This window comes from Mesorhizobium sp. BR1-1-3 (genome assembly GCF_020165455.1).
Lineage (GTDB): Bacteria > Pseudomonadota > Alphaproteobacteria > Rhizobiales > Rhizobiaceae > Mesorhizobium > Mesorhizobium ciceri.
Window position 1 is genome coordinate 582,492 of sequence record NZ_JAIUIC010000002.1, and the last position, 25,732, is coordinate 608,223.

The window sequence follows — 25,732 nt, forward strand, 5'->3', positions numbered from 1 at the left end:
GTATGGCGGTCCCGAACAGGATGCCGTGACGCCCGACCGTGGTGATCGGGTCCGGCAGCTTCCACATGGCGGGTCTTTCTTCTCGATGCGAGCGACCTGGCGCCAGGCACAATCCCATTGTCCTTCCTCACCCTCGCAGCGGTTGCCGGCTGGCGGCAGCAATGCGCCTGATCTCGGAGTTCGGCAAACTTTACCTTCGCCCGAAAGCGGACGGTCTGCCAAAGGTAACATGACTGCGTTGCTGGACGACGGGCCTGATCCAGCAATGACCCCGTATGTCAGGTTCCAACAGTGTGGGAGGTTGTCCTGTCGATTATCATTGCCGTCGTCCTTCTTACTGCTCACATGCACGCAACTGCGGCGATGAGTTGTCGGACCGGCTGGATCCTATAAAAAGCCGGCCTTTCTGAAGCCGGAGAGGAAGTGTTCGAAGGAAGATGGGTCTGCGAAGGGAAGGTGGGCAAGGTAGCCAAGCGAGAGGTCCGGTTGCAGCCTCAGTGTGGCTTCGACTGCGACATGCGCGTTTTCCATCTCGCCTAGATGGGCGTAGGCCGCCGCGAGAAAGGCATGGATGAAGAACTGGTCGCCGGCCTTCCGATAAGCGTCGATGGCGTCGGCGTATCGGCCGAGCAGGAAGAGCGCGCTTCCCTTCACCTCCCAGAACCAGACCGGGGGCAACGGGTCGAGCAGTATGGCCCTTTCGAGGACCGCCAAGGACTGCTGAGGCTGGCCGCCGTAGTTGAGCCAGCTTGCATAGTCTCCGGCAATGTTGACGTCGTGCGGATTGAGCGTACGGGCCTGCTGGAAATGCAGTCCGGCATCCCCATGCTGGCGCATATGTACAAGCACGAGACCCATGCTCTGGTTGCAGATGCCGTCATTCCGGTCGAGCAGGAGCGCTGTGCGCGCAGACCGCAAGGCACTTTGCAGCGTACGAGGATCGCGGTCGTACCAGAATCGCGCAACCAGGCACTGCGCTAGATAGGCATGCCCTTGAGCAAAAGTCGGATCGAGTTCGGCGCTCCGGGTAAACATGGATTCGCCCTTGTCCATTTCATACTGATGGTAGTGCGCGCGACCCTGCAAGTAGTAGTCGTAGGCGGCCCAATCGGCCGGCGGCGTTCGCCGCGAGCGGCTAGTCGCATCTGCCTCGGCGGCGCCTTGGACGGTTGAAGCCACGAGGGCCGCCACCTCCTCCTGAACCGAAAAGATGTCCTCAAGCGCCCTGTCGTAGCGTTGAGCCCACAAATGGAAGCCGCTGGCGCCGTCGATCAGCTGCGCCGTGATCCGGATACGGCTCCCGAGCCGTCGCACGCTGCCCTCGACGAGGTAGCGCGCGCCGAGTTGCCGGTGGACTTCCGCGCCCTCCGGCGCTGGCCCACGAAACTGAAAAGATGAATTACGCGCGATCACCACGAGCGACCGGTAACGCGCCAGTTCAGTGATGATATCTTCGGTGATGCCGTCGCTCAGATAATGCTGGTCCTGATCGCCGCTCAAATTGGCGAAGGGCAGCACGGCAATGGTGGGTTTGCCGGACGGCGCGATTGGTCGCTGCACTGAACCTTCCACGCGCTCGACAGGCGCGGTGAAGCGGTAGCCGACGCGAGGCACGGTGGCGATCCAGTCGCCACCTTGGTCGGTGGGGCCGAGCGCCTTCCTCAGCGTCGCAATCTGGACGGTGAGATTGCTTTCCTCGACCGCTAGGCCCGGCCAGGCAGCTTCCATCAGCTCGGCCTTGGTCAGGATGTCGCCGGGCCGGGCCGCAAGCGTGGCGAGCAGCGTGATGCCGCGATGCCCGATGGAGATCGGTATTTCATGTCGCAGGAGCGTCCCCTTCTCAGGGTCGAGCACGAACGGACCAAAGGTGAGGTGAACCCGTTGCATCCCGCCATATTAAACGTTTCGGAATTTTTCGGAACAGTTTCGGCCGCGCTTTAGTACGCAGGTCCGCTCATCCGCCAAAGTAGCGTTATCGATTTTAGCAGCACCAAGAAAGGACGAGCCAAATGAGCACGCAGCTTTCTCTTACCTCAAGACTCTACCAGTCTCTCTGGAGCGAACAGCCGACGTGGACGACTGAACCGGTATCGGTCTGGGCGAGACTCTTCGCCCTGCGCGGCCTGGTCGCGGTCTGGCGCGAGCGCAAGTACTATCGCGAGGAACTGAAGCGACTGGCGGAAGATGGGCCTCAGCGGATCGACGACGTCGGTCTCACCCTGGCTGCCGTCGAGGCGGAACTTCAAAAGCCGTTCTGGAAGGCGTGATTTGCATCCATAGCTGTGAACGATTGTCTGCACAGGGCCAGCAAACTCCGCAAGTACTGTCTCATCGACGCCGCAAAGACACGACCGGCATGTTCTATCAGTAGCCGATCAAGGACCTGCCTGTAGGCCGGGGTAGGTGCAGCAATGCTCCGCTCATCCTGGCCTGCCGGCCGGACCTCGGCGGCCAATTCTGCCGCCAGAATTGTAATCATTCTTGGTCCGGCATTTGAGGGAAGGACCAACCTGTAACCGCGCGTCGGCACTGTCTGCACGACGGCCTGGCGACTGTCGTGAGCGCCGCACGGATCTCGTGAATGCATTGGACCAGGCTGTCATCGGTGACGGCTAGCCCGTTCCAGACCGCCTTCATCAACTCGTCCTTGGTGATGACGCGATCAGCGTTCTCCAGAAGGTGGCGAGGTACCGCGAAGGTCTGGTGGCGAACTGCGATTGTCCTGTTGAATTGGTCGCGCAAGGTCTCCCTACTCACGTCGGCGGTCACGCCGTTGAGTACGAACGTTGTAGGCGGCGAGCTATTCAAGCCGGTTCCCCTCAAGCACGAAGCCGCAGTCCAATACTAGCACGGTTTCGCGCTGCGAAGACTGATCATCATCCAGCGCGTGCGGGGAGCTCGGATTTCGGCGAATGATCGTAAGCCGTTCGTGACTTGGCAAATGCCCAGGCGAGAGTCGCTACCGTACGCCGACTTGAATTGTGCGTTAGTGCATTGGCAGGATGTTCTGGTTGAGGCGGAACAGATTGTCCGGATCGTATCTGTGCTTGATCTTGGCGAGCCTCCCATAGGCTTCGGCTCCCAAGGCGTCGCGTACGAGGTCCGCTCCTTCGCCATGGCCGGGGAAGTTCAGATAGAGGCGCCCGGTCGAGTAGCGCTGCACGTCCTGCCACAAGCTGCGAACCCAGCTGATGTTCGCGTCGTCCTCATCAGCGCCTGGCCAGATGGCGTCGAGGCTGAGCATGAAGGGCATGGACCGGTCACCGAAGGCAGTGGCATCGGCTGCAACGCGCTGGACGAAACCGCCGAACTTCCAGATCGAGGCGAAGGTCATTTCGGAGGGCCGCTTCGCCATCCGCGCGGTGATCTCCCCGATAACCTCGTCGTCGAGGCGCGAGAGGTAGGTGGATTTCCAGTAGCAACGGTCGCGGCCTTTCGGGAACAGGCCGTCATAGAGCGACTGGATGGTGCGATACGGCATGCGCCCGCTGAAATCGACAAGCGGTGCTCCAAAACTGCGTAAGGGCGCCACGACCCGCTCGCCCTCGTCGGCCAGTCCGTCATAGACATGCGCAAGCGCCAGGACGCGCCGGCCCCTTGCACGCTCGGGAATCGAGGGATCGTTCGGCAGCGTGGAGAATTCCGCTAGGCCGCTCAGGCGATCGGGTGCGGTCTGCATGAAGTCGCGCCAGAGTGGAATGATCTCGTTGGCGCGCTCTTCGGGATAGGCCGGACCGCATAACATCAGCTCCGGCTCGATCGGATGCAGCTTGAACTCGAAGCTCGTCACCACGCCGAAATTGCCGCCGCCGCCGCGCAGCGCCCAGAAGAGATCCGGGTTCTGGGTCGCGTCGGCATGGATGAGGCGGCCATCGGCGGTCACCAGATCGGCCGCCAGCAGATTGTCGACGCTGAGGCCGTGGCTGCCGCGCAGCCAGCCGATGCCGCCGGAAAGAGTCAGGCCGGCAACGCCCGTCGCCGAAATCAGGCCGCCCGGCGTGGCGCGATCAAGCGGGGTGGTGGCCGCATCGACATCGGCCCAAATAGCGCCGCCCTCAACGAAGACACGATCGAGGCCGGGCGCGACCCGCACGCCATTCATTAGCGACATGTCGATCATCAGGCCGCCGTCGCAGACGGCGTAGCCTGCAACATTGTGGCCTCCCGAGCGGATCGCGATCGCCAGCCGCTCTTCGCGCGCGAAATTCACCGACGCCTCGACATCGGCAAAACTCCGGCAGCGCGCGATGAGAGCGGGACGTCGGTCGATCATGCCGTTCCAGACGATCCGCGTCGTGTCATAGGATGGGCTCGACGGCTCCAGCACCTCGCCGCGCATGATGGAACGGAAGCTTTCGATGCTCGATGCTGCAAGGGTAGCGGTGGCGGCCATGTGGCGGTCTCCTCGTTTCACACACGCTAGCGCGGCGCGGGCACGGCCGCTAAAGTCGAAAATGCTGAAAGGCGGTCATTTCTGCCATGGTTGAACAGATCGGCCCATTGAATGTGGCGATCCTTGCCGTTCCGGAGGCTACCGCCTCCACGATCTACGGCATGTTCGACCTGTTTTCCTCGCCCGGCAGGGATTTCCTGTTCATAACCAGCGGTGCGGCGGGCACGCCGCGCATGCGGCCCTATGTGGTTGCTGGGGACGGCAGCCCGTTTCGCGCTGCAAACGGCATCTGGGTGCGCCCAGATCACAGCCTTGCCGATTGCCCGCCACCCGACATCGTCTGTATTCCAGATTTCTTCGTCAATCCGGGAGAAAGCGTCGCCGGGCAGTATGACGCCGAAGCCGCATGGCTGAAGCGAGCGCATGACGACGGCGCCATGCTGGCCAGCGCTTGTTCGGGCGCGGTGCTGCTCGGCGAGGCCGGGCTACTCGACAATCGCGATGCCACCATTCACTGGGGCTATGTCGAGACGCTCACGAACAACTATCCCGGCGTTAAGGTGAAGCCGGGCCAGTCACTCGTGCTGACCGGCGAGGCCCACCGCATCGTCATGGCCGGGGGCGGCTCGAGCTGGGAGGATCTCGCCCTCTATCTGATCGCGCGCTTCGTCAGCCTCAAGGAGGCGATGCAGGTCGCCAAGGTCTACATGCTGCAGTGGCACGACATGGGCCAACAGCCCTTCGCCGCGCTGATGCGCTTTCGCCAGACCGACGACGCGGTGATCAACCGCTGCCAGAAATGGGCCGAAGGCAACTACCGGACGCCCTCGCCCGTCGCCGCCATGACCAAGTTGTCAGGCCTGTCCGAGCGCTCCTTCGTGCGCCGCTTCGCCAAGGCCACGGAAATGAAGGCAATCGACTACATCCACGCGCTCAGGCTCGAGCAAGCCAAGCAGATGCTGGAGACCGGCGATCTCCCGGTCGAAGCGGTGGCGAGTGAAGTCGGCTATGAGGATGCGAGTTTTTTCGGGCGTCTCTTCCGCCGCAAGGTCGGGGTGACGCCGGCGCAATATCGCATTCGCTTCGGTGCTCTCCGGCGAGCATTGAGCCGCGATTGAATCTCAACCATCGCGGCGCGATGCCGATATTCCGCTTTGCGCCTCAAGTCAGCCGTTGAGCTGGCCCCAGCGGAATCCCAAAAGCAGAAATTCGAGCGATCAGGCGAACCGGCACGTTCCCACCCAGAACCGGACGCCCAGCGGTCATTAACGATGGGTTCGAGCTCCAGCCGCAAAGTAAGCGAGCTGGTCGGCATAGAGCTTCTTGAAGGCCCGGGCGAGCCCAGGCGCGTTCAACGTACGCTCAGAAAGTTCCATCTTAGCCTGAGAAGTACGTTCAGCTTGTCTAGCTGCGGGACATATGAACCGCGACACGATTTCGTCCTTCCGATTTGGCACGAAATAGGGCCAAATCGGCAGCATTGACGAAATCATTTGGCGTCTCGTCCGCGGTGGGCACCGCTGTTGCAACCCCGACGCTGATGGTCACACGATCCGGGCCGTGGGGTATGTTCAACTCCCGCACGCCCTGGACGAGCCGCTCTGCGATCGCACTGGATTGTTCCAGTAAAGTGTCGACCAGCACGACCACGAACTCTTCGCCTCCGTACCGCGCAGCTAGGTCGGTGGAGCGGCCGGAACCGCTCTGGATTACGCGGGCGATTTGCTTGAGCACCTCATCGCCGGCCATATGGCCATAGGTATCGTTGTATCGTTTGAAGTTGTCGGCATCAATCATCAACAGCGACAATGGGGACTGTGCGCGAAAAGCGCGCTTCCATTCGGCCGCCAGATATTCATCAAAATAGCGCCTGTTGCCGAGGCCCGTCAGGCCATCGATCCGCGTCAGACGTTCAAGCTCGAGATTTGCACCGATCAGCTGTCGCTGGCTTTCCCTCAGCGCTCGGTATGCCGCGTCTCGCTGGACGTGATCCAGATAAGCCCGCGTGTGATATCGAATACGTGCAATCAGCTCGATACGATCCGGCAGTTTGACGAGATAGTCGTTCGCTCCCGCAGCGAAGGCTTCACCCTTGGTGGCTGGATCTTCCTTGCTCGACAGCACAATGACTGGGACCGCGCGCGTCGACGCATGCTTCCTGTATTCTCGCACCAGATGCAGCCCATCGACGCCGGGCATGACGAGATCCTGCAGGATAACGGTTGGCTTTACCTCATCCGCGACTGTCATTGCTCTCAACGGGTCGGTGCAGAAGTGTAAGGAAATATCGGGCTCGTTGGCTAAAGCACGCCTGACCGCCTCGCAAACCATGATCTGATCATCGATGAGCAGAACCATGGATGAATAGTTATCTGCGAGTGGCGGGACCAGCTCTGGTTCTTGCGTCATCTGACGAGCCCTTTCACGTGGAGCGTTCGCAGGCTTCGATTATACGTGAGCCGATCGCACTCAAAGGAAGAATATCAACAGCCGCGCCGATGTCGGCAGCGGCCTTCGGCATGCCATAGACGGCACTCGTTGCTCTATCCTGCGCGATTGTGAGATGCCCCTTGTCGCGGAGCTGTCTTAGCCCGCGCGCACCATCTCTGCCCATGCCTGTGAGCAGGACACCAATCACCGAGCCAGGCCACCATTGCGCCGCACTTTCGAAGAACACATCCACGGACGGCCGATAAACATTGTCCTTGGGGCTGGGCGTATAGCCAAGTTGCTGAGCTGATTTGAAAACCAGATGATCCGCAGAACTGGCTACGAGAACAGTGCCCGCTTGAGGACTATCCTTTTCCCGCGCCGGACGGATCGGGAGAGGCGTATGCTGTCCCAGCCAATCAGTAAGCCCCGGCACGAACTGAGCATCGAGATGCTGGACGAGCACGATCGCGCCGTCAAAATCAACGGGAAACGCACTCAGGACTGCGGCAACGGCGGCCGGCCCGCCCGCGGAGGCGCCGATTGCAATTAAGCGTCGAGGTGTCGGCTCAGCGTCACGTGACATCCGCCTTTTTGTCTTGGCCGGCGCATCACCGATCAGCTTGCCGATCGTCGCAATCTTGTTCGTTAGAAGCCGTGCGGATTGCGAGGACGCGTTACCTTCGATGCCTACTGACGGAATATCGACCGCGTCAAGCGCGCCATGACCCATTGCTTCGTAGACACCGGCGAGGTTGGCTTCGATACTGGCGGTCACCAGCAAGATTGAGCACGGGGTTTCCGCCATGATTCTGCGCGTCGCTTCCACGCCGTCCATCTCTGGCATCGCTAGATCCATGAGTATCAGATCCGGCAGATCACGTCTGCAGACCTCGACCGCCTCACGCCCATTGGTCGCGACCCATGCGACCTGATGTTCGCCGGTCGACAAGACCAGCCGGCGCAGAAGCTCAACCGCCATCGGCATGTCGTTGACTACGCCGATTCTCATTCGTTGGCTTCCAATTTCGATCTCATTCAGTCGCCTCGCCAATCATGTCCACGACCGCATGGATCAGCGCCTCGTCCTGAAAGGTACTCTTGGTCAGATAATAGTCCGCACCGGCGTCAAGCCCGCGCGAGCGATCTTCTTCCCGATCCTTGTATGAAACGATCATTATGGGTGTGTTCTTGAGATGGGCGTCCTTTCTGATCAAGCTCACCAACTCGATGCCATCCATGCGCGGCATATCTATGTCAGTGACGACAAGATCAAAAGGACCAGACCGGACGGCATTCCATCCGTCCATCCCGTCGACCGCCACTTCGACATCATAACCGTGATTGCCCAACATCTTGCGCTGGAGTTCGCGGACCGTGAGTGAATCGTCAATCACGAGCACGCGCTTGCGTCTGCCCGGTTCGGGACCGCCCGCAGCGCGCCCAACAGCCCTAAATCCGCTAGACGATGCAAGTTTTTCCACCGATCGGATCAGATCATCGACGTCGAAGATCAGAACTGGCGAACCGTCTTCCATCAGGGCCGCTGCGCTGATGTCCTTGATCTTGGCAAACCGTGGATCGAGAGGTCTGATCACCAGCTCGCGTTCCCCGAGAAAACGGTCAACGATCAGGCCGTATGCATCGCCCCGACCTGCATCCACGACGACAACCGAGAGTTCGTCCGGTTCCGATCCGGACTCTCCTCGATCCAGCACTTCGCGCGCGGTCACCAGCCCGATCTGTCGATCGTTCAAGCGAAAATGCGGTCGGCCCTGCAGCAGGTTGATCTGCATCCGCTGCAATCTCATTGTCTTGGAGATGGCGGCGAGTGGAAACGCATAGGGCTCCCCATCGACTTCGACGAGTAGTGTGCGCAGGACTGACAACGTCAGCGGCAGCTGCAGTTGAAACCGGGTTCCACGACCAAATTCCGAGGAAACGCTCGTGATTCCGCGGACCTCCTTCGTCATCGCCTGCACCGCATCGAGTCCCACACCACGGCCGGACACGTCGGTAAGGCCCGCTTTCATCGAAAAGCCTGGCAGAAACAGGAATGCGAGCAATTCGGTTTCGCTGAGTGTGTCAGCACTTTCCCTGGTCGCAAGCTGTCGGGCGATGACAGCCTCGCGCAGCTTCGAGATCTCGATCCCCCTGCCGTCGTCCACCACGGCTATCTGCAGCAGCCCGGCATTGTGCCTCGCTTCGAGCCTGATCAGCCCCTCTTCGGGTTTCCCCATCGCGAGGCGCTCCTCAGGCGGTTCAAGCCCATGGTCTACAGCGTTGCGCAAAAGATGCCCCAAGGGGGCATCGAGCTGCTCGAGGATATCGCGGTCGATGCCGGTCGAGCCGCCTACGATCTCCAGTCGCGCCCGCTTGCCAAGGGTACGACCGAGGTCGCGGACCGTTCTTGCGTAGTGTCTCACGCCGTCCTCGAAAGGCCGCATCCGGCTCGCCAACGTTTCGTCGTACAATCTGTTGGCAAGATCGGTCGCTTTGCGATCCACTGAATCCAATTCATCGAGACGCTCCGCCAGGAACGCTTGGCTCAACCGAAGCTTTCGCTGGGCTTCAGCCAGCGCCTCCACTGCGGCCGCATCATTTGAACCCGGCGGCAGCACTGCGTGAAGGTTGTCGAACGCACTTGCGAGGTCCGATTGAAGTCGCTTCAGTCGCAGTAGCCCGTCAGCGAATGGCCTGAGCCGCCGAGCTTCCATCAGCGACTCGCCAGCCAACCCGAGCAATCGGTTCAGGCTGTCTGCCGTCACCCGAACCATTCTATCAGAGCCAATGCTGCCGTGGGTTTGCGGTGGCGTCCCAACGAGGAGATTCGCTGAAGAGGTCGTCGCCAGCTGATCCTGGGCATGATCAGGAGTGGCGAAATCAACTGCAAAATCTTGGGCCCCGGGCTTCGCCTCGGGGGGGGACAATTCCTCAAACTTCGCGAGAAAGCTTTCGATTTCTGAGTTGGCGCGCTCGCTCGATGATCCTGATGCGATCAATTTCAAAAGGTCACAGCCTTGCAGGAGCGCATCTATATGCTCCCGTCCCACTCTCAGATGCCCACGTTGCGCGGCGACCAGGCAATCTTCCATCGCATTTGCAACTTTGACCGCGGGCATCAGGTCGATGATGCGGGCAGCTCCCTTCAGGGAATGTGCGGCACGCATGCATGCTTCCAGGGCATCGGCGGCGACAGGATTGCGTTCCAGTGCCAGAAGCCCAGACGTTAGTGCCTGTGACTGCGTCTCCAGTTCGGCCTGGAAGAGGCTGAGCATCGAAACCTGGCTGAAGTCCTCATCTGTCATGCCATGCTCCGATCCAGCATCGTGAGCAGTTGTTCTGGGTCGAGACAACCAACGGCCCGTCCCTGCCAGGGCAGAACGGCATTAGTAGCCGCAGACAGCGCCTTGTCGATCGTGGCTGGCACAGCGAGAGTGTCGCGCGCCCGATAGCGATGTAAGCCGTGGATCTCATCAACCGTAAAGGCAACCCGCTTGTCGCGCTCGCCCACAACAACCAGGCGGCGAAATACCTTGGTTCGCGTGCTTTGCTCCCCCTCCTTGCGCTCGTCTATCCCGAGCAATTCAGCCAGGGACAGGCAAACGAGCAATTCACCACGGACATTCGCAATACCGAGCAGTGCACGGTTTCTGCGATGTGGAAGTGAATGAACGCGGCGAGATTCAGCCACTTCATGAAAAATACCGACCGGAAGTGCCAGCCATTCTTCCCCCAAACGGAAGAGAACAGCCGTCTGCAGCGCCTCGCCGTCGGCCGGATCGATCCCCGCTCGACCAGCGTTACCAGGCCATTCGTCGCGATATACCGAGGGAGCCGCACGGTCGAGGAGGTGTCGTGCAATCTTCTTATAGGTCGGGCAATTCCGGCAGTGGAGATGCTGCTCCAGCAGCGGACATGACTTGTCACCCCGTACGCCTATTTGCCGCCAGCAGTCGTCGATTTCAATCTGCTCCAACGGCTGAGCGATCCCTGTCGAAGCCGCCATCAGCTGCCGCTCCTTTTCTGGACCCGGCCTAGCCGGCCAGCCAGGGCCTCGGCGCCGTTATGGTCGCCTTGCTTGCGAAGCAGCAAAGCCAGATGGATGAGAGCTTCTCGATGATTTGGCGCGAGATAGAGCGCCTTGCGATAGCTTTGCGCGGCTTGGGGTGCTGCGCCATCCGCATCCTGGACGAGGCCCAGCAAGTAGAAGATTTGCGCGGAAGGACCGAATTCCTTGAGATGCGCCAGGGCGACCTCCTGTGCCTCCTTTACCCGTCCTGCATTGGCGATCCGTTCAACCGCGATGAGGCTTTCCGAGGCCTGTGCAAGCGGCTTGGCCGGCGCCTGGCCACGGGCTTCATTGCCAATTGTCGGTCGGGGCCGAAGAAGAGGCTTGCTCTTGTTGACCTTCGGGGTTGGCGTCGGCACCGGGATGGCGGCCGAAACTGTCGGCGCCGTGGTCTTGACGGGCTCCGATTTCAGGAAGGCAAAGGCCAATGGCCATTCAGCGGAAATAAAGCCATGCAACCTTGGAAGAGCTGCTTCCGCCGGACCGACCAGGAGGAGTCCGTCTTTGGCCAGTAGGTCCTTCAGGCAGATCAACGCGCGATCCTGCAGCTCTCGATTGAAATAGATCAGCAGATTGCGGAAAAGCACGATGTCATAGACTTCTTGCCCGAAAGACGCGCGAGAGCCGAACAGGTTTCCTACCCTGAACCGAACCTGTTTCAGCACCGCAGCTGTAGGACGCAACCCGCTCTCGGCCGCTTCGAAATAGCGATCCTTGAATTCGAGATGGCTGCCGCGAAACGAATTGCGCCCATAGATCGCGCGTTCAGCCGTCGCGATATTGCGGCTGCTGACGTCCACACCATCGATCTTGAACTCGTGCGCCTCAAAGCTGGCATCGAACATGGCCATGGCGACCGAATAGGCCTCTTCGCCGGTTGAACATGGCAGGCTCAGGACTTTAATCGGCTGAGCACGCTTGTGCACGCGCGCATGCCGCGCCAGCATGGTGAACGCTTCTCGGTCGCGAAAGAACCAGGTCTCCGGGATCACCACCGCATTGATCAACTCCTGCAACTCCTGCGAGGAACCGGTCAAGTGTTCCTTATAGGTCTGAGGGTTGGTTATCCGGCATGCTGCCATCCGATCTCTGACCGCCTGACGGACCACTGTCGGACCAACGCTGGCACTGTCCAGTCCGATGGTTTCCGTCAGGAGCTTTTCAATTGCGCCGGTCATTGATCACCGGTCGCGGCCTGGCGGAGCAATGCGGTACGTATCTCTTCCGAAAGCAGCGATGCCACTTTGACCCACTGAATGATCTCCGAACCATCGGAAGCCACCGGCCCAAGATAGGGCGGGGTTCCTGGTTCAAGTCCGAACGGCGCGAAGTCGGCAGGGTCTCGCTCAAGCGTATCCGTCACCCGTTCCGCGATCAGTCCCAGCAGGCGCTGCTCGCCATCCTGCGCGTGATAGCGCGTCACAACGATCCGGGTGCTCAATAGGCGCTCCGACGGCCGGCCAAGCGCAAGAAGAGTAACATCGATCAGCGGGATGGGTATTCCGTTGTAGCTGACCAGACCCACCACACCGGTTGGCGCACCCGGCAGGACCTTCACATCGAGACGAGGCAGCACCTCTTCAATTTGGTGGACATCGATCAAGTAGCGATCCGGACCCATGCTGAAGGCGAGAAATAGCATTGTCACCCCCTACTGCCGGCTCGCTACGCTCTCAGCTTGAACCTCGAAATGCTACTTCGCATGCCGCCTGAGACTTGATTGAGCTCGTCGATCGCGAGCGTCGATTGCTGAAGGGATTCGACTGTTTGCTGAGCTGCCTCACTCAGCTGCGTTAGCGTGTCGCTGATCTGCCCCGCGCCGGTCGCCTGCGCTTGCATGCCTTCATTGGCGACTTCGAAACGTGGCACCAGCCCCTGAACCTGCTGAATGATCTCGAAGAGTTGCCCGCCGACCTGCTGGATTTCCTGCATACCCCGGCGGACCTGTTCGGAAAACTTGTCCATGCCCATCACCCCGGCCGCGACTGCCGACTGGATGTCCTTGACCATCTGCTCGATATCGTATGTGGAGACAGCCGTCTGGTCCGCGAGCCTTCGGATTTCCGTCGCCACCACTGCAAAGCCCCGGCCATATTGGCCGGCCTTCTCAGCCTCTATGGAAGCGTTGAGCGACAAAAGGTTCGTCTGATCGGCCACTTTGGTGATGGTCGTCACCACCTGATTGATGCTGCCGGCTTTCTCGCTCAGGATCGCGAGTTTGGAATTGATCGCGCCGGCCGCTTCCATGACCTGCTGCATGGTTTCTTCCATACGGGTTAGCCCCGCTTGCCCTCCGCCGGCGACGGCAGCAGTTTGCTCGGCAACTGTCGAGACCTCGTTCATCGTGCGGACGAGCTCGTTTGACGTGGCGGAGATCTCCTTGGCTGTCGCGCGGATTTCTGTTGTGGTCGCTGCGATTTCAGTCGCAGTTGCCTGTTGTTGCTTGGAGGTGGCGGCGATCTCAGTTATCGATGTGCCGACCTGTATGCTGGACCTTTGAACCTGACCAATGAGGGTTGTGAGATCGTCCGCCATTGCGTTGAAGCCGTCGGCAAGAACGCTGAATTCGTCTCGGCGCCTCAGATCGAGGCGTTCGCTGAAGTCGCCTTGCCGCATCAATTGAACCGCGTTGACCAAACGAGTGAGCGGACCTGTAATGGCGCGAAACAGCTGGTAACCCAAAAGAAGGGCTAGTCCGAGGGCTATCAACAAGCCAACGCTCAAACCGACTTCGGCCGTTCTAACGATCGAGCTGATCCGCTGCGTCGCGCTGTTTGCCTCGCCTCTGTGATCCTCAACCATGGCCTGCAGAGCGGACTGCAACTTTACAAAGATCGGCTCTACGGTGTTCTTGATGGCCAGGCTTTCATTGGGAGTTTCACCTTTCGACAAGGCAGCCCGGCTTGTGTCCAGCACAGCAGTTTCAGCCAGACGAAATTGGTTGGCGAGTTCTTTGACGACTGCATAATTCTGCTTGTCGATGTCGGAGACGATTGTTGCTTCATAGTCGCCCATCGACCGCTGCACTTGGTCGCGATTGGTCGTGATCGCGCTTTCAAGCGTGCTTCTATCCGATGGGTTGTCCTGAAGGGCATATTCCTGAAGCAGACTATGGGCCGTCATCTGGCCCATCATGATCGCGGTGCTGTGATAGAGGTCTGGAAGGATGCCCTTCTCGACCTCAGTCGCCTCCTGCCCCGCCTGAAGAAACCAGGCGTACGCGATGACGGCGATCACGGACATGACCACCAGAACGGCAGCGAAACTGACGAGGATGCGGTGGCGTATTGTCAGACTCTTCATGGATCCGATTCACCAATGGGGGCATCGTGGGCTGCGCGACAAGCGCTCGTTCCGACGTGTTCGAAAAAGGTGCGTCGAAAAGCGGTAGTCTGACGCTGAATGGTTTCTTTTCCGTTCCATCACTAATGATGGCGATGCCGCTCGCCAGAAGTGACGGTCGAGGACACGTGTTCCGTCGGCGCACATCAGCCCGACATCCGCTGGGCGGCACGCCCGCGTCAAGGTGGGTGGATGACTGATTGTTACCGTCTCGTTGGACGTCGATGAGAAAGGTATTCAATGACGATGAAGCTCTCACCTCACGTCCAAGGCCCTGTCAGCGTTGGGCCTTTGAAGCAAACAACCTGGACAGCCCATAGGCAACAAGGCCTATGAACCTTGAAGGGGCACAAATATACGCTGGCCGCTGGTCGATCCAGGAAGTCCGGTGCACCGCCATCAGACTCGCCCAGCGTCGCATAACCCCGCCTACGTCATCGCATGGTCATGCTGGAGGCGCCCATCGGTCGCCGTCCGCCTATTCTGGAAGCCCGATGAACGAATTCTGATGCCGAATGCCGAGCGGCCTGAAATCCTTCTCGTTGTCCGTGAGCACGATCAGATCGTGTTGCATGCCTGTTGCAGCAATAGCGATGTCCTCGAAACCAGGTGAGATGCCAGCGGCCCGAGCGACTGTCATGAGTTGCCCAGTTATTGTTGCCGTTTCGAGGTCAAGAGGGAGGATGCGGCTACTGTAGTAGTGACGGATTTCTCCCCACCATTCAGCGAGCGCGCCCGCCTTCTTGGTGGCACCGGTTCGCTTGGCGTTCGCGATGCCGTCCTCGATCTCGGCCAAGGTGATTACGGAGAGCCAAAGGTCGGACGATCGCTCGACTATCCAGGCCGCTAGTTTCTCATCGGAGGGCGTCCTGCGTTTTGAAGGGGCAAGCAAGCTGACGACATTCGTGTCCAAAAGGTACAATGTCAGAACGCCGGATCGCGCAGAGCCCGTGCGGGCTTTCGGCTTCGCGCTGGCAGGTCAGCTTCCTCCAGGGGCGAGTTTGTGAGCAGCCAACCCAGCGACGGCACACGGGAAAGGCGTTCGTACTCCGAATAGCTGATTACGACAGCCTCTCTTTTGCCGTGACGGGTGACGACCGTCGGTGTGCCCGCAACCGCTTCGTCGACCACATGTGAGAACGTAGCCTTGACGTCTTTGAGCTGAATCTCTTTCATCATGATTGCTCCCGTGACTAAAGTGGTCATATAAATTATGGAGCGAGTTTTGGCAAGCAGTCAGGACGGATCGGTGCGCCTACGGCGCTCGATCTGCCGCCAGTTGGCAGGCTGACATCTCACATCAGGTCTAATCCGGAAAACCGCGTCTTCCCCGTTGATCTGGAAAGTACGGCGATCGACCCCGACACAATCGCGACTAGCCAGCAACAAGCAGCAGCCGACACCGCCGACGGCAGATAGAGCCTGTCAAGACTGGACTGGGCGGCAGCGAGCAGCGGCTCGACCTTCTGCCCGGCGACGCTCAATTCGATGTCGGTTAGCCGCCGGGGTGATTTCCGGCCTGCAGGAACCAGCCTGTGCAACGAGGCCGAGCGCCGCCACGAATCGACCAGCGCCGATTTTTCAGCGGCATCCGACGTGATCGATGCTTGAACACGGTCTGCACGCAATGTGGCCATGTGCCGGTCCATGCCTTCCTCCCGAAGCCTGAACGCCGATAGACTTGCCGCTGTTTCCTCAATCTTCCAGCGGCATAACAGATGTCCTCCGCGCTGCTATCTTGCTCTTGTTGCCCCGCTGTCAAATGGTCTGAAGTGCTTGTACCATCCAGGAGTCGGAGCGCAGCTCATTCGCTCATCGCATGAAGCGCATCATGCCTGACGATTTCGATGCTGCGCAGGCTGAGCAGGCGGATGACGCCCTTGTCCTTCAGCCGGGTGAAGATCCGCGATACCGTCTCGATGGTGAGGCCAAGATAATCGCCGATATCCATGCGCGACATCGGAAGTTCGACCTGCCGCAATCCGCCCTGGCGCTCCGACAGGTCGACCAGGAACGCGGCGACGCGTTCGATGGCGCTCTGGCGACCGAGGACCAGCAGGTGTTCCTGCGCTCTGGTCAACCCCTTTAGCGCCAGAGGCAGCAACTGATGGGACATATCCGCTCCAGCTGTGAGGCGGAAGACGCGGACACCGGTGGAATTGACCGCTTCAGCAAAGAAATGGTGCGTCGTGTCGGCTTCGAAGCCGAATGTCTCTCCGGCGAGATGAAAGGCACTGATCTGCCGGCGGCCGTCAGCAAGCAGGCGGTAGACGCGGACGGCGCCGAACTCCACCTGGTAGAAGCCTCCGGCCTTCTCGCCCTGGGCGTAGATTTCCGCGCCTGCGGGATAGAAGCTGAGTGGTTGCAGCAGTGCGGGCTCAAAAGCCTCCGGCAGGTTGGGCTGGGCAGACCGTGACGGCAGCGAAATTCTGGAGGAGGTGTAGGCGTGCATGGCTGTTTTCCCGGTTTATCCGTGACACAGCAATCGCGCGAATCCGCGGGTCGCGAAATTCGGTTATGTCCCTACGGGAAACTACCTAGAGCCGCTCCTCCTAAATCGGTCCAGCGCTGGTCGCCGCAGTGAAGAAAGCTATTCACTTGCTTCGCGGCCCGACACCTGCTGGATCAAGATACGGAAGAAAACGTGGGGTGCACTGTCCGACACCGCAGGCATGAGTGGCTTGAGGGCGCCGGGCTCCCACCAAGCGGCATGCTTGCTCAACATCGCCCATGCATGGTCACGCTCGAGCTTGTGGCCAATCCGGTCCGGCAGTTCCTCATAACGGCCATCGACGACGACGCTTCTCCAGCCTCGGCCCTGGCCGCGTTCACCCACCTGGACGGACACCAGGGGATTGGCACGCATCCAGTCGATCTTCTTGCCGGGCATGGAAAACGCGTAGAGATGATTGTCGGCGTGCGCATAGTGCACCGGCACCACGTAGGGCTGCCCACCCTTCGCGCATGCCAGATGACCGACACGGTTGGCGGTCAGCAATTTCGTGCATTCCAGGGCGGATAATGTGCGGATCAGCATGTGTGATCTCCTGAGTCTATTGGTCGTCCAACAGACTGTTGGCCCAGCCGCCGGAGCTGTCATTGATCGCAATCAAGGCAGCTTGCCGCTCGTCCGCAGCGGCATAGGCGGCAATTTCGTAAATGATTTAAATCAAGGCGCTGCTTGCCGCTTCCCCAGATCATGGGGAGATGTGGAAGCCGATCATGAGCGCTCCGTTTGGTCGCGAACTCGAACTCGCCGTCTTCGACGAGGAGGGCGAACATGCGCTCGTATTTCCCTGTATAAAAGGCCGGCAGGGTTGGAAGCACGCCGGGACTGGCGTGCGCGTCGATATCCGCCCGACCCATTGGCGCTACTGGCAGCCGAAGGCAATGCCGACAGACGGCGGCAAGTCTCTCGGGGACGCTTGCTAGTGTTTGGATTCCACGATCAACGCCATGCGCACGAGATGCGACAGGCTGCCCGCGGCCATCTTGCTCATCACATTGGCACGATGAATCTCGACAGTGCGCGGACTGATACCCAGATCATAGGCGATCGTCTTGTTCGGCAGACCCGACACGAGCCCGTCCAGAACCTGCCGCTCCCGCTCCGAAAGTGTGGCCAGGCGGCCGTGGATTTCGGAGGATTGCGGATGCGTTGCATTCGCCTGGTTGCGGTTGGCCAACGTGGAGCGGATCGCGTCGATCAGCATCTCGTCATCAAACGGCTTTTCAATGAAATCGGAAGCGCCTTCCTTCATTGCCTGAACGGCGAGCGCCACATCGGCATGGCCCGTCATGACAATAACTGGAATTGTATGCCCGCCGGATCTCAGTTGGCGCAGGAATTCGATGCCGTCTATGCCCGGCATGCGCACGTCGGTGACGATGCAGCCGTCGAGGTCGCCCTTTGCCGTCGAGAGAAAAGCCGTGGCCGATTCGTGCAGGCGTACTGCAAAATCTGCAGTCGCCAGAAGAAAACCGAGCGACTTGCGCACGTCCATGTCGTCGTCAACCACGTGCACCAGATCACTGCCGGCCATTTGTGACCTCTTCCTTCTCCACAATGCGCAAGGTGAATCGGAAGGCGGTCCCGCCAGTCGGCATCGCCTCGGCCCATATGTGACCACCGTGCGATTCCACGATGGTGCGGCAAATGGAGAGACCGACACCCATGCCTTGCTTCTTGGTGGTTACAAACGGCTGGAAGAGTTGAGCCGAGACTTCCGGCGCGAGACCCGGGCCAGTGTCGATCACGCTTACCTCGGCCATCCCATCATCCCGGGCAATTGTTGTGACTTTCAATTCGCGGCGCGGCGAGTCCTGCATAGCCTCAACCGCATTGCGCATCAGGTTGAGCAAAACCTGCTGAATCTGGATGCGGTCGGTTAAGACCAGTTCGGCGACTGGATCAAGCTTGTAGCTGACGAGGAGATTTATCTCTCTTGCACCAACCAAGGCTAGGGAGGCGGCTTCCTCGATCAGCATTGGCAGTCGTTCGACCTGGCGCTCGCTTTCGCCCCTGGCTACAAAATCCCTCAGGTGACGGATGACGTCGCCCGCCCGCAAGGCCTGCTCAGCTGCCTTTTCCACGGCATCCCGAAGCATGGGCGCATTCTCGTCCCGGCTCTTCTCAAGCAGCCGACGACTGCCTTTGAGGTAGTTCGTGATGGCGGTGAGCGGCTGGTTGATCTCATGAGCAAGCGTTGAGGCCATCTCGCCGAGTGCGGTGAACCGCGCCATGTGCAGCAGTTCCTGCTGCTGCTCCTGGATTCTTGCTTCTGCCCGGTGGCGTTCGGTCAAGTCGCGGCAGAAGCCGGTAAAGAAACGTCCCGTCCCCGGATGCATCTCGCCAACGGAAAGCTCCATCGGGAAAGTCGTGCCATCCTTGCGTGCCCCGGTCACGGTGCGGCCGAGCCCGATGATCCGGCGCTCTCCCGTCGTCAGGTAGCGAAGCAGATAGGCGTCATGCTCGTCGCGGTAGGGCGAGGGCATCAGCATTTTCACGTTTTGACCGATGACTTCGCCTGACTGGTAGCCGAACAGCGTTTCGGCAGCGGTGCTGAAGGATTGAATCCCACCCTGCTCGTCGATGACGACCATCGCGTCCGGCACTGTTGCCAGGATCGACCGCAAATGGTCCTCACGCAGCCGAAGTGCTGCATTTGCAAAGGAGAGTTCGCTGACATCAGTACCTTCAATGAAGATCGCGGTGATCCGGCCATCGTCAGCCTTGACTGGCTGATAAACAAAATCAAGGATGCGCTCTTCGACCGGGCCGTCGGCTATGTTGCGAAGGCCGACCTTCACCCCGTGGCCAATGTAGGGCTCGCCGGTCATGTACACATGGTCCAGATGTTCGAAAAACCCATTCCCTTCGAGCTCGGGAAAGGCGTCCCGCACTGACTTTCCAATCACTTGCCTGTGGCCAGTCAATCGCTGGTAGGCGGCATTGGTCAGCTCGAAAATGTGACCTGGCTCGCGCAGCAGCGCTATAAAGCCTGGTGCCTGATCGAACATTTGAGACAACAATGATTTCAGTGTCGTCCCGCCGGGTGACAAACTGAGTGCTTCGTCTTTGATCACCTGAAGTTCCTGGGTTCGACGGTGCTACCGGGGCTAACTATCACTTCTCGCCGCACACGCAAAACGGATCGAGCCGAGGTTTTCGAACGCAGATGCAGTTGCCGGCCTTTGATGCGCATCAAGGCATTGGACGCTGTCGAATGCAATTCATCCCGCATTCCATCGTTCAGCGAAAGGCGCCCGCAATGTCTTACAAGTCGATCATCGTCAACCTCGCCATCGATGCGCCTCCCGCACCTATTGTAAAGCTGGGGATCGAGCTCGCGGAACGGTTTGGCGCCCGTCTCATCGGTCTGGCGGCTGCGGATGTTCCGCCCTTGGTCGCGACCGGCGACGGTATGGTCTACGAAGGCGAGGTCATGCAGATCCAGCACACCGAAATCGAAAAGCGGCTTGCCGAATTACGCGCCGAGTTCGAGAGGCTGCTTCCTGCATCGATCTTTAGCGAATGGGGCCAAGCTGTTTGCAGCCCAACCCGTTTCCTGAGCATTTCGGCTCGATCCGCCGATCTTATTGTCACCGGCAGCGAGAAGGGGGGAAATGTCTTCCGTGCAGTGGACGTCGGCAGTCTGGTACTTGGTATTGGGCGGCCAGTCCTGGTTGCCGCGAGCAATGTCGAGCCTGTCATGGCAAAAACCGTTCTTGTTGCCTGGAAGGACACCAGGGAAGCGCGGCGGGCGATAGCAGATGCGTTGCCCCTTCTGGCCACGGCCAACGAAGTCGTTATTGCCACAATGGATACCGACCGCGACAAGAGTATCCGCGACAGCCTTGCCGACGTCGCGGTCTTTCTCGAACATCACGGCATCATGGCAGGAACTGAGCTGATCGCCGGCGACCCAGACGGCGACAGGTTGCTGACTTTTGCGCGGTCGATCCATGCGGACCTGATCGTCTCGGGTGCCTATGGGCACAGCCGTCTGCGGGAATGGGCGTTCGGCGGGATAACCCGCTCGCTGATTGAGGAAAGCGGCATCAACGCTTCATGTCGTATTGATGGGTGGACGCCCCAGCAGCCGAGTACGCGGCGGGGGGGCCAGGAACTTCACTCTACCCCTTTCGCCGCCTTGGCCCGGCGACGGCTCCGTCGGTTGATCGAGATCAAGTCGTCGGCTGCCTGCATGGCTATGAGTCTCATAAGGCAGGAGTGACCAAGATGAGCTTTCTCTACTACCTGATTTCAGTCGACGCCAGGGTCGCGTTGATGGGTCGCATGATACGCAAGCTGGGTGTCGACAGGCAGTTGAAAGTGGTGGCGGACCATGCAGCCGTCACCGATCGTGCGGTCAACCGCTGCCGATCCTGCGGCCATCAGGACGAATGCTCGACTTGGCTCGACCAAAACGAGCAAGCCGATGCTCCGCCAGACTATTGCCGCAACCGCGACCTGATCGCACGGCTACAACATGTGGCCGGACAGCGTTAGAACGTCGGGCGGCCAAGCACACATTTCGCCCCGGGAAATGGTGGTGCTAGCCCTTGGCTACGAGACCAGGATGACGGACAACGGCTCGGCGCAAAACAGATTGTCCTCAACGCCTTTAACGCCGGCTGCATTTTCGGCCGCGACGATTGCTGCCCGGCGCTCGCGCTCGTCGAAGATGGCGCCGTTCAGTTTTACGATCCCTTTGTCGACAGTGACATTGATCAGCTCATTTCGAGCCCATTTCTGCGCTGCAAGCTCCGCGACGATGCTCTGGCGTATCTGTTCGTTGTCAATGGCCATCGGGGTTGAGGCTGGCTGCATGTCAAGTAACGCACGAAGAAGATCGGAACGGGCAATCATTCCGACAACTTTATCGCCGTCGACGATCGGGACGCGTTTGATGCGGTGATGCGTCATCAACTCGACGACCTCGGCAAGCGATGCATTGGGGGATGCCGTGACGACGCTGTCGGTCATCACCTCTTCGATCCGCCGTCCGTTGGCGAGGACATATTCTTCGGCAACTCGTCCCGGGCTGACAAGAAACTCCAGCCAGCGTGGGCGCTTGCGCTGAGTGCCCAGCTCTTCACGGCGCAGGAGATCACCCTCGCTGATAATGCCCACCAGCGCGCCGTCACGGCGAATGACGGGAAGCCCGCTGATCTTGCTGGAGAGCATCAATCCGGCTGCATCGGCGATCGACGCAGACGGATCAATTGCAACGACCGCTGTGGTCATTATGGTTTTGGCTTGCATGCCAACCTCCTCAGATACTTTATCCCATTGCTTATCGAGGTCGCGCGCGCCGTGTCTTGATCTGAATCATTTTCAGATTGCGAAAGCGCAACGAGAGCGGTCCGAACGCGATTTATGAAGAGGCTTCGCAAATCGCGGAGACTTCATCGTGAAGCAACCCAGTTCGATTGACCCCGACATGGTCGTTGACGAAATCATGAGGAAATGGCCGGCAACGGTGGCTGTGGTGCTGAGATACAAGATGCTGTGCGTCGGCTGCCCGATCGGCACATTCCATACCGTGGCTGAAGCGTGCCTTGAACACCACGTCGATGAAAGCCGTTTCATCGCCGACCTGGAAGCGACTGTCCGCCGCAGAGAATGAGATCAGCGCTTGTCCCGGTTCTCGGCCAGAACTACAAGGCGATGCGCATCCTTCACGGTGACCTTCTGGCGTCCGCTGACGATTATCCCATTGTCTTCCCACTTGCTGAGCAAGCGGCTGACGGTGTGCAGCGTCGTTCCCGTCATCTCGGCAATGTCCTGCCTGGAAATCGGGAAATCGATTTCGATGCCGCTGTCGGTCTTTCGGCCGGTCTGGTTTGCCAGTCGCAGAAGCGCATGCGCAACCCGCTGCTCCACCTGCTCGGTGGACATCTCCACGACCCGCGTCTGCGTCTCCTGCAGCCTGGTTCCAACCGTCCTGTATGTGGCCGCCCCAAACACTGGGAAGCATCCCGCCAGGTCCGGCCACAGAGCGTTTGGCCAGGCGAGCACCACGCAGTCCACCGCCGCAATTGCGCTGGCTGGGTAGGTCGTTCGGCCAAGTGCCGCGGCGACGCCAAAAATCTCGCCTTCGCTGATGTATCTGGCGATGACCTGTTGTCCGTCCGGTGTGGTGCGAACGACACGGATATGCCCGGCGATCAGCACGAAGAAGGAATGAGCCTCGGCTTCCTGCTCGAAGATCGCAGTCTCCTTGGCATAGCGAGACGACCGCGCATCCCGCAGGATCTCGCTCTGCTCGTCGGGCGTCAGACCCTGGAAGAGCGGCAGTCGCGAAATCAGCGATCGGTCCAGCGCAGCCAAGCGATTCCTCACGGCCCTACGGTTCCGCATCAGTCGTGCGGAAGACCTTTCTTATCCTGAGTTTGCGCCAGCGCAAATTGTTCCCAGCCGCGTCAGACTAAATGGCATGGAACGGCGCAATGCCGCGAAGACGAAACAAAGGACAAATCGATGAAACTCTCCATCCTCGCCGCCGCAGTCTCTACCCTGGCGCTCGCCGGCGGCGCAAGCGCCGAAGAGCATATGGTGCAGATGCTCAACAAGGGCGAAAAGGGCGCCATGGTTTTCCAGCCGGCCTTCGTCAAGGCAGCCCCTGGCGACACCGTCAAGTTCGTGCCGACCGACAAGAGCCATGATGCCGAGTCAATCAAAGGCATGCTTCCAGACGGCGCCGAGCCCTTCAAGGGAAAGCCCAGCGAGGAAATCACCGTTACGCTGACAAAGGAGGGCGTTTACGGCGTCAAATGCGCGCCTCACTACGGCATGGGCATGGTCGCCCTGATCGTTGTCGGAAAGCCGGTCAATCTCGATGCCGCCAAGGCGGTCAAGCATCCCGGGAAGGCAAAGACGGTGTTCGCCGACCTGTTCACCCAGGTTCCGGTCAACTGATCGGCAATCGATACAGCCATGCCTGCCGCATGAGGGCAGGCGAGGGCCGGACGGACCGAGGGCGGCGGTTCATCCGGCCCTGTTCATTTGGAGACGCAAATCATGGGGATTCCACGCCTGCGGGCCTACACAGGACCCGCATTTCTTTCCTACGGATTCAGGCCCTTCTTCTTCCTCGGGTCGCTGTATGCCGCGCTCTCCATTCTGCTTTGGCTGCCGATATATGCCGGCGAACTCGATGCCCACAGTGCGTTCGTTGCCGTCGACTGGCACATTCACGAGATGCTGTTCGGCTATCTGCCGGCGATCGTTACCGGGTTCCTGCTGACCGCCATCCCCAATTGGACTGGCCGGCTGCCCGTACAAGGCTTGCCACTGCTGGCGCTGGTCGTCCTGTGGCTTGCCGGGCGCGCCGCTGTCTACTTCTCGACCGACATCGGCTGGCAAGCAGCCGCGGTGATCGATGGCTCATTTCTGTTTGTGGTGGCTGCCGCCGCCGCCCGCGAAATCATCGCCGGACGCAACTGGCGCAACCTCAAGGTGCTGCTGCCGCTTGTCGTGATGGCGTGCGCCAACGGCATGTTCCATTTCGAGGCGCACCTTCAAGGCACATCCGACATCAGCCGCAGGCTCGGTATGGCTGCGGGGATCGTACTCATCTCGCTGATCGGTGGGCGTATCATTCCGAGCTTCACACGCAACTGGCTCGCCCGGGAAAATCCTGGCAAGCTGCCTGCACCGTTCGGCCGTTTTGACATCGCATCGATAGCCATCTCAGCTATCGCGCTGGGAGCGTGGACGTTCGCCCCCCACAACCGCGTCTCAGGAATGCTTATGGCCGTCGCTGCAATCTGCCAGGTGTGGCGTCTGTCGCGCTGGGCTGGCGAACGGACATTGCGGGATCCGCTCGTGCTCATCTCCACCTTGCATATGCTTTCGTGCCCGTCGGTTTTGCGTTGGTTTCGGCGTCGATCCTTTTGCCCGCAATCGTACCGGTCGCTGCCGGGCTGCATGCGTTCGGCGTCGGCGCCGTCGGGTCAATGACGGTCGCAGTGATGGCCCGCGCCACGCTTGGCCATACCGGCCGGCAACTACGGGCCGGACTGCAAACCATTGTTGTCTTCGCGGCGATCCTGATCGCTGCCTTGTCACGAATCCTTGCGGTTTTTCTCCCTAAGGACGCGATCGTCAATGTCGCCGGCGTTGCATGGGTTCTGGCCTTTGCTGGCTTTCTCCTAGCCTACGGCGTGGCCTTGACGACGCCGAAGGCCAAGTAGCGATCTGAGGGGATGATGTGACGCTGCCCCACAAGCTCAGACAACTGTGAGGCTAAAACTATAATCCGGACGAGGGACGTGGCCGGTGCCTCCACGAGGCGAGGGCCGCGGACGGCTGTTCGACGTCCCCATCGCCTTACAAATGCGTAAGGTTGCAGCCACAATTCCGGGAGGATTCGAGCCAAATTATGTCGATGTTCCCTGGCTATTCAGTATCGCGATCACGCAGCTGTTAAACGTCAGGAAAATCAAATGACGGAAACCAGAATTGGCTACTCAACTTCCCAGATTGCGCTTCATTGGATCATAGCTGCGCTGGTGTTATTCCAACTGTTCTTTGGCGAGAGCATGACAACCGTGGTCGATGCTGCCGAAGATGGAGCCGCCGTCTCGTCAGCCGATCAGGCATTGGGCTCTGCCCATTACTGGATAGGAATTTCGACCCTGGCACTCGTGCTGATCCGGTTGCTAATGCGTGTAGTTTCCGGTGCGCCTGAGCCTGCAGAAAGCGGACCTGGCTGGATGCGGATCGCCGCACGTGGTTCACACGGCCTTTTCTATCTGCTCTTGCTTTTAACGCCCATTGTGGGACTGCTCGCTTTCTACATTGGCGACCCATGGGGCGACATCCATTCCCTCAACAAGCCAGTGTTTGTCGTCCTGATTTCGGTCCATGCCGTGGCGGCACTGTTCCACCAGTACTGGCTTCGCGATGGCACACTGAAGCGGATGCTGTCGCCCGGTCGACAAGCGGGTCCGTCACGTTTGTAGCCGCCGCCGATACTAAGATCCGA

Annotated in this window: 26 protein-coding genes and 2 pseudogenes; 9 read left to right on the forward strand and 19 right to left on the reverse strand. The window is 59.8% G+C overall.

Features of this window, described 5'->3' with window-relative positions:
- Window positions 1-387: 387 nt before the first annotated feature.
- The gene (locus tag LB559_RS07005; protein ID WP_063170503.1) at window positions 388-1,887 is read right to left on the reverse strand and encodes a winged helix-turn-helix domain-containing tetratricopeptide repeat protein; all 1,500 of its coding nucleotides are present in this window, start codon (window positions 1,885-1,887) and stop codon (window positions 388-390) included.
- A 122-nt stretch (window positions 1,888-2,009) separates the two neighbouring features.
- On the opposite strand from LB559_RS07005, the gene LB559_RS07010 reads away from it, so the two are divergent.
- Window positions 2,010-2,267, forward strand: coding sequence for a hypothetical protein (locus tag LB559_RS07010; protein ID WP_013525360.1), 258 nt, complete (start codon window positions 2,010-2,012; stop codon window positions 2,265-2,267).
- Between the two features lie 208 nt (window positions 2,268-2,475).
- On the opposite strand, the gene LB559_RS07015 is transcribed toward LB559_RS07010, so the two are convergent.
- Both LB559_RS07015 and LB559_RS07020 read right to left on the reverse strand, forming a co-directional pair.
- Entirely contained in the window at window positions 2,476-2,769 is a 294-nt protein-coding gene (locus tag LB559_RS07015) for a transcriptional regulator (RefSeq protein ID WP_318014160.1), read from the reverse strand.
- 217 nt (window positions 2,770-2,986) lie between these two features.
- The gene (locus tag LB559_RS07020; protein ID WP_224673614.1) at window positions 2,987-4,393 is read right to left on the reverse strand and encodes an FAD-binding oxidoreductase; all 1,407 of its coding nucleotides are present in this window, start codon (window positions 4,391-4,393) and stop codon (window positions 2,987-2,989) included.
- Window positions 4,394-4,479: 86 nt separating this feature from the next.
- Here LB559_RS07020 and LB559_RS07025 point away from each other — a divergent pair, with 86 nt between their 5' ends.
- The gene (locus LB559_RS07025; protein ID WP_063170499.1) at window positions 4,480-5,511 is read left to right on the forward strand and encodes a GlxA family transcriptional regulator; all 1,032 of its coding nucleotides are present in this window, start codon (window positions 4,480-4,482) and stop codon (window positions 5,509-5,511) included.
- Between the two features lie 286 nt (window positions 5,512-5,797).
- On the opposite strand, the gene LB559_RS07030 is transcribed toward LB559_RS07025, so the two are convergent.
- From LB559_RS07030 to LB559_RS07085, 12 genes are all read right to left on the reverse strand, one after another.
- Window positions 5,798-6,751: a PleD family two-component system response regulator gene (locus tag LB559_RS07030; protein WP_275954888.1), complete on the reverse strand. Its 954-nt coding sequence runs from the start codon at window positions 6,749-6,751 to the stop codon at window positions 5,798-5,800.
- 64 nt (window positions 6,752-6,815) lie between these two features.
- On the reverse strand, window positions 6,816-7,835 hold the full coding sequence (locus tag LB559_RS07035) for a chemotaxis response regulator protein-glutamate methylesterase (RefSeq protein WP_013525364.1): 1,020 nt from the start codon (window positions 7,833-7,835) through the stop codon (window positions 6,816-6,818).
- A gap of 22 nt (window positions 7,836-7,857) precedes the next feature.
- Complete coding sequence (locus LB559_RS07040; protein ID WP_224673615.1) at window positions 7,858-10,131, reverse strand: hybrid sensor histidine kinase/response regulator; 2,274 nt, start codon at window positions 10,129-10,131, stop codon at window positions 7,858-7,860.
- A complete protein-coding gene (locus LB559_RS07045) occupies window positions 10,128-10,832 on the reverse strand; it encodes a chemotaxis protein CheW (RefSeq protein WP_224673616.1) in 705 nt (234 codons plus the stop codon). Before LB559_RS07045 ends, LB559_RS07040 begins: the two co-directional genes overlap by 4 nt.
- Window positions 10,832-12,073, reverse strand: coding sequence for a CheR family methyltransferase (locus LB559_RS07050; protein ID WP_013525367.1), 1,242 nt, complete (start codon window positions 12,071-12,073; stop codon window positions 10,832-10,834). The genes LB559_RS07045 and LB559_RS07050 overlap by 1 nt, the downstream gene beginning before the upstream one ends.
- Entirely contained in the window at window positions 12,070-12,537 is a 468-nt protein-coding gene (locus LB559_RS07055; protein WP_224673617.1) for a chemotaxis protein CheW, read from the reverse strand. Before LB559_RS07055 ends, LB559_RS07050 begins: the two co-directional genes overlap by 4 nt.
- A gap of 23 nt (window positions 12,538-12,560) precedes the next feature.
- Window positions 12,561-14,198 carry a methyl-accepting chemotaxis protein gene (locus LB559_RS07060; protein ID WP_027163542.1) on the reverse strand — a complete coding sequence of 546 codons (1,638 nt, stop codon included), beginning with the start codon at window positions 14,196-14,198 and terminating at the stop codon, window positions 12,561-12,563.
- Window positions 14,199-14,715: 517 nt separating this feature from the next.
- The gene (locus LB559_RS07065; RefSeq protein WP_224673618.1) at window positions 14,716-15,159 is read right to left on the reverse strand and encodes a type II toxin-antitoxin system VapC family toxin; all 444 of its coding nucleotides are present in this window, start codon (window positions 15,157-15,159) and stop codon (window positions 14,716-14,718) included.
- 2 nt (window positions 15,160-15,161) lie between these two features.
- Window positions 15,162-15,413 (reverse strand): type II toxin-antitoxin system Phd/YefM family antitoxin, encoded by a 252-nt coding sequence (locus tag LB559_RS07070; protein ID WP_024505312.1) that lies wholly within the window; start codon window positions 15,411-15,413, stop codon window positions 15,162-15,164.
- A gap of 119 nt (window positions 15,414-15,532) precedes the next feature.
- Window positions 15,533-15,886 (reverse strand): hypothetical protein, encoded by a 354-nt coding sequence (locus LB559_RS07075; protein ID WP_318014158.1) that lies wholly within the window; start codon window positions 15,884-15,886, stop codon window positions 15,533-15,535.
- Between the two features lie 155 nt (window positions 15,887-16,041).
- Complete coding sequence (locus LB559_RS07080; RefSeq protein ID WP_224673619.1) at window positions 16,042-16,689, reverse strand: helix-turn-helix domain-containing protein; 648 nt, start codon at window positions 16,687-16,689, stop codon at window positions 16,042-16,044.
- Between the two features lie 138 nt (window positions 16,690-16,827).
- Window positions 16,828-17,274 (reverse strand): pyridoxamine 5'-phosphate oxidase family protein, encoded by a 447-nt coding sequence (locus LB559_RS07085; RefSeq protein WP_013525374.1) that lies wholly within the window; start codon window positions 17,272-17,274, stop codon window positions 16,828-16,830.
- Between the two features lie 185 nt (window positions 17,275-17,459).
- On the opposite strand from LB559_RS07085, the gene LB559_RS07090 reads away from it, so the two are divergent.
- Complete coding sequence (locus tag LB559_RS07090; RefSeq protein WP_013525375.1) at window positions 17,460-17,669, forward strand: hypothetical protein; 210 nt, start codon at window positions 17,460-17,462, stop codon at window positions 17,667-17,669.
- Here the strand turns inward: LB559_RS07090 and fixJ are convergent.
- Both fixJ and LB559_RS07100 read right to left on the reverse strand, forming a co-directional pair.
- A complete protein-coding gene (fixJ, locus tag LB559_RS07095; protein WP_013525376.1) occupies window positions 17,666-18,280 on the reverse strand; it encodes a response regulator FixJ in 615 nt (204 codons plus the stop codon). The genes LB559_RS07090 and fixJ overlap by 4 nt on opposite strands.
- Window positions 18,267-19,823, reverse strand: coding sequence for a PAS domain S-box protein (locus LB559_RS07100; protein WP_013525377.1), 1,557 nt, complete (start codon window positions 19,821-19,823; stop codon window positions 18,267-18,269). Before LB559_RS07100 ends, fixJ begins: the two co-directional genes overlap by 14 nt.
- 185 nt (window positions 19,824-20,008) lie before the next feature.
- Between LB559_RS07100 and LB559_RS07105 the strand changes: the two are divergent.
- Window positions 20,009-20,820: pseudogene (locus tag LB559_RS07105) on the forward strand (universal stress protein).
- 159 nt (window positions 20,821-20,979) lie between these two features.
- A complete protein-coding gene (locus tag LB559_RS07110; protein ID WP_063170490.1) occupies window positions 20,980-21,249 on the forward strand; it encodes a DUF6455 family protein in 270 nt (89 codons plus the stop codon).
- 57 nt (window positions 21,250-21,306) lie between these two features.
- Here the strand turns inward: LB559_RS07110 and LB559_RS07115 are convergent, their stop codons facing one another.
- Window positions 21,307-22,005 (reverse strand): CBS domain-containing protein, encoded by a 699-nt coding sequence (locus tag LB559_RS07115; RefSeq protein WP_063170489.1) that lies wholly within the window; start codon window positions 22,003-22,005, stop codon window positions 21,307-21,309.
- A 148-nt stretch (window positions 22,006-22,153) separates the two neighbouring features.
- Here LB559_RS07115 and LB559_RS07120 point away from each other — a divergent pair, with 148 nt between their 5' ends.
- The gene (locus LB559_RS07120) at window positions 22,154-22,369 is read left to right on the forward strand and encodes a DUF1858 domain-containing protein (protein WP_013525381.1); all 216 of its coding nucleotides are present in this window, start codon (window positions 22,154-22,156) and stop codon (window positions 22,367-22,369) included.
- 2 nt (window positions 22,370-22,371) lie between these two features.
- Here LB559_RS07120 and LB559_RS07125 read toward each other — a convergent pair whose 3' ends face one another.
- Window positions 22,372-23,073, reverse strand: coding sequence for a Crp/Fnr family transcriptional regulator (locus LB559_RS07125; RefSeq protein WP_024505309.1), 702 nt, complete (start codon window positions 23,071-23,073; stop codon window positions 22,372-22,374).
- Window positions 23,074-23,223: 150 nt separating this feature from the next.
- Here LB559_RS07125 and LB559_RS07130 point away from each other — a divergent pair, with 150 nt between their 5' ends.
- The 3 genes and pseudogenes from LB559_RS07130 (at window position 23,224) to LB559_RS07140 (ending at window position 25,709) form a co-directional block, all read left to right on the forward strand.
- Window positions 23,224-23,661, forward strand: coding sequence for a pseudoazurin (locus tag LB559_RS07130; RefSeq protein ID WP_063170488.1), 438 nt, complete (start codon window positions 23,224-23,226; stop codon window positions 23,659-23,661).
- 102 nt (window positions 23,662-23,763) lie between these two features.
- A pseudogene (locus LB559_RS07135) lies at window positions 23,764-24,938 on the forward strand (NnrS family protein).
- 252 nt (window positions 24,939-25,190) lie between these two features.
- Window positions 25,191-25,709 (forward strand): cytochrome b, encoded by a 519-nt coding sequence (locus tag LB559_RS07140; RefSeq protein WP_224673620.1) that lies wholly within the window; start codon window positions 25,191-25,193, stop codon window positions 25,707-25,709.
- The last annotated feature ends 23 nt before the right edge of the window (window positions 25,710-25,732 follow it).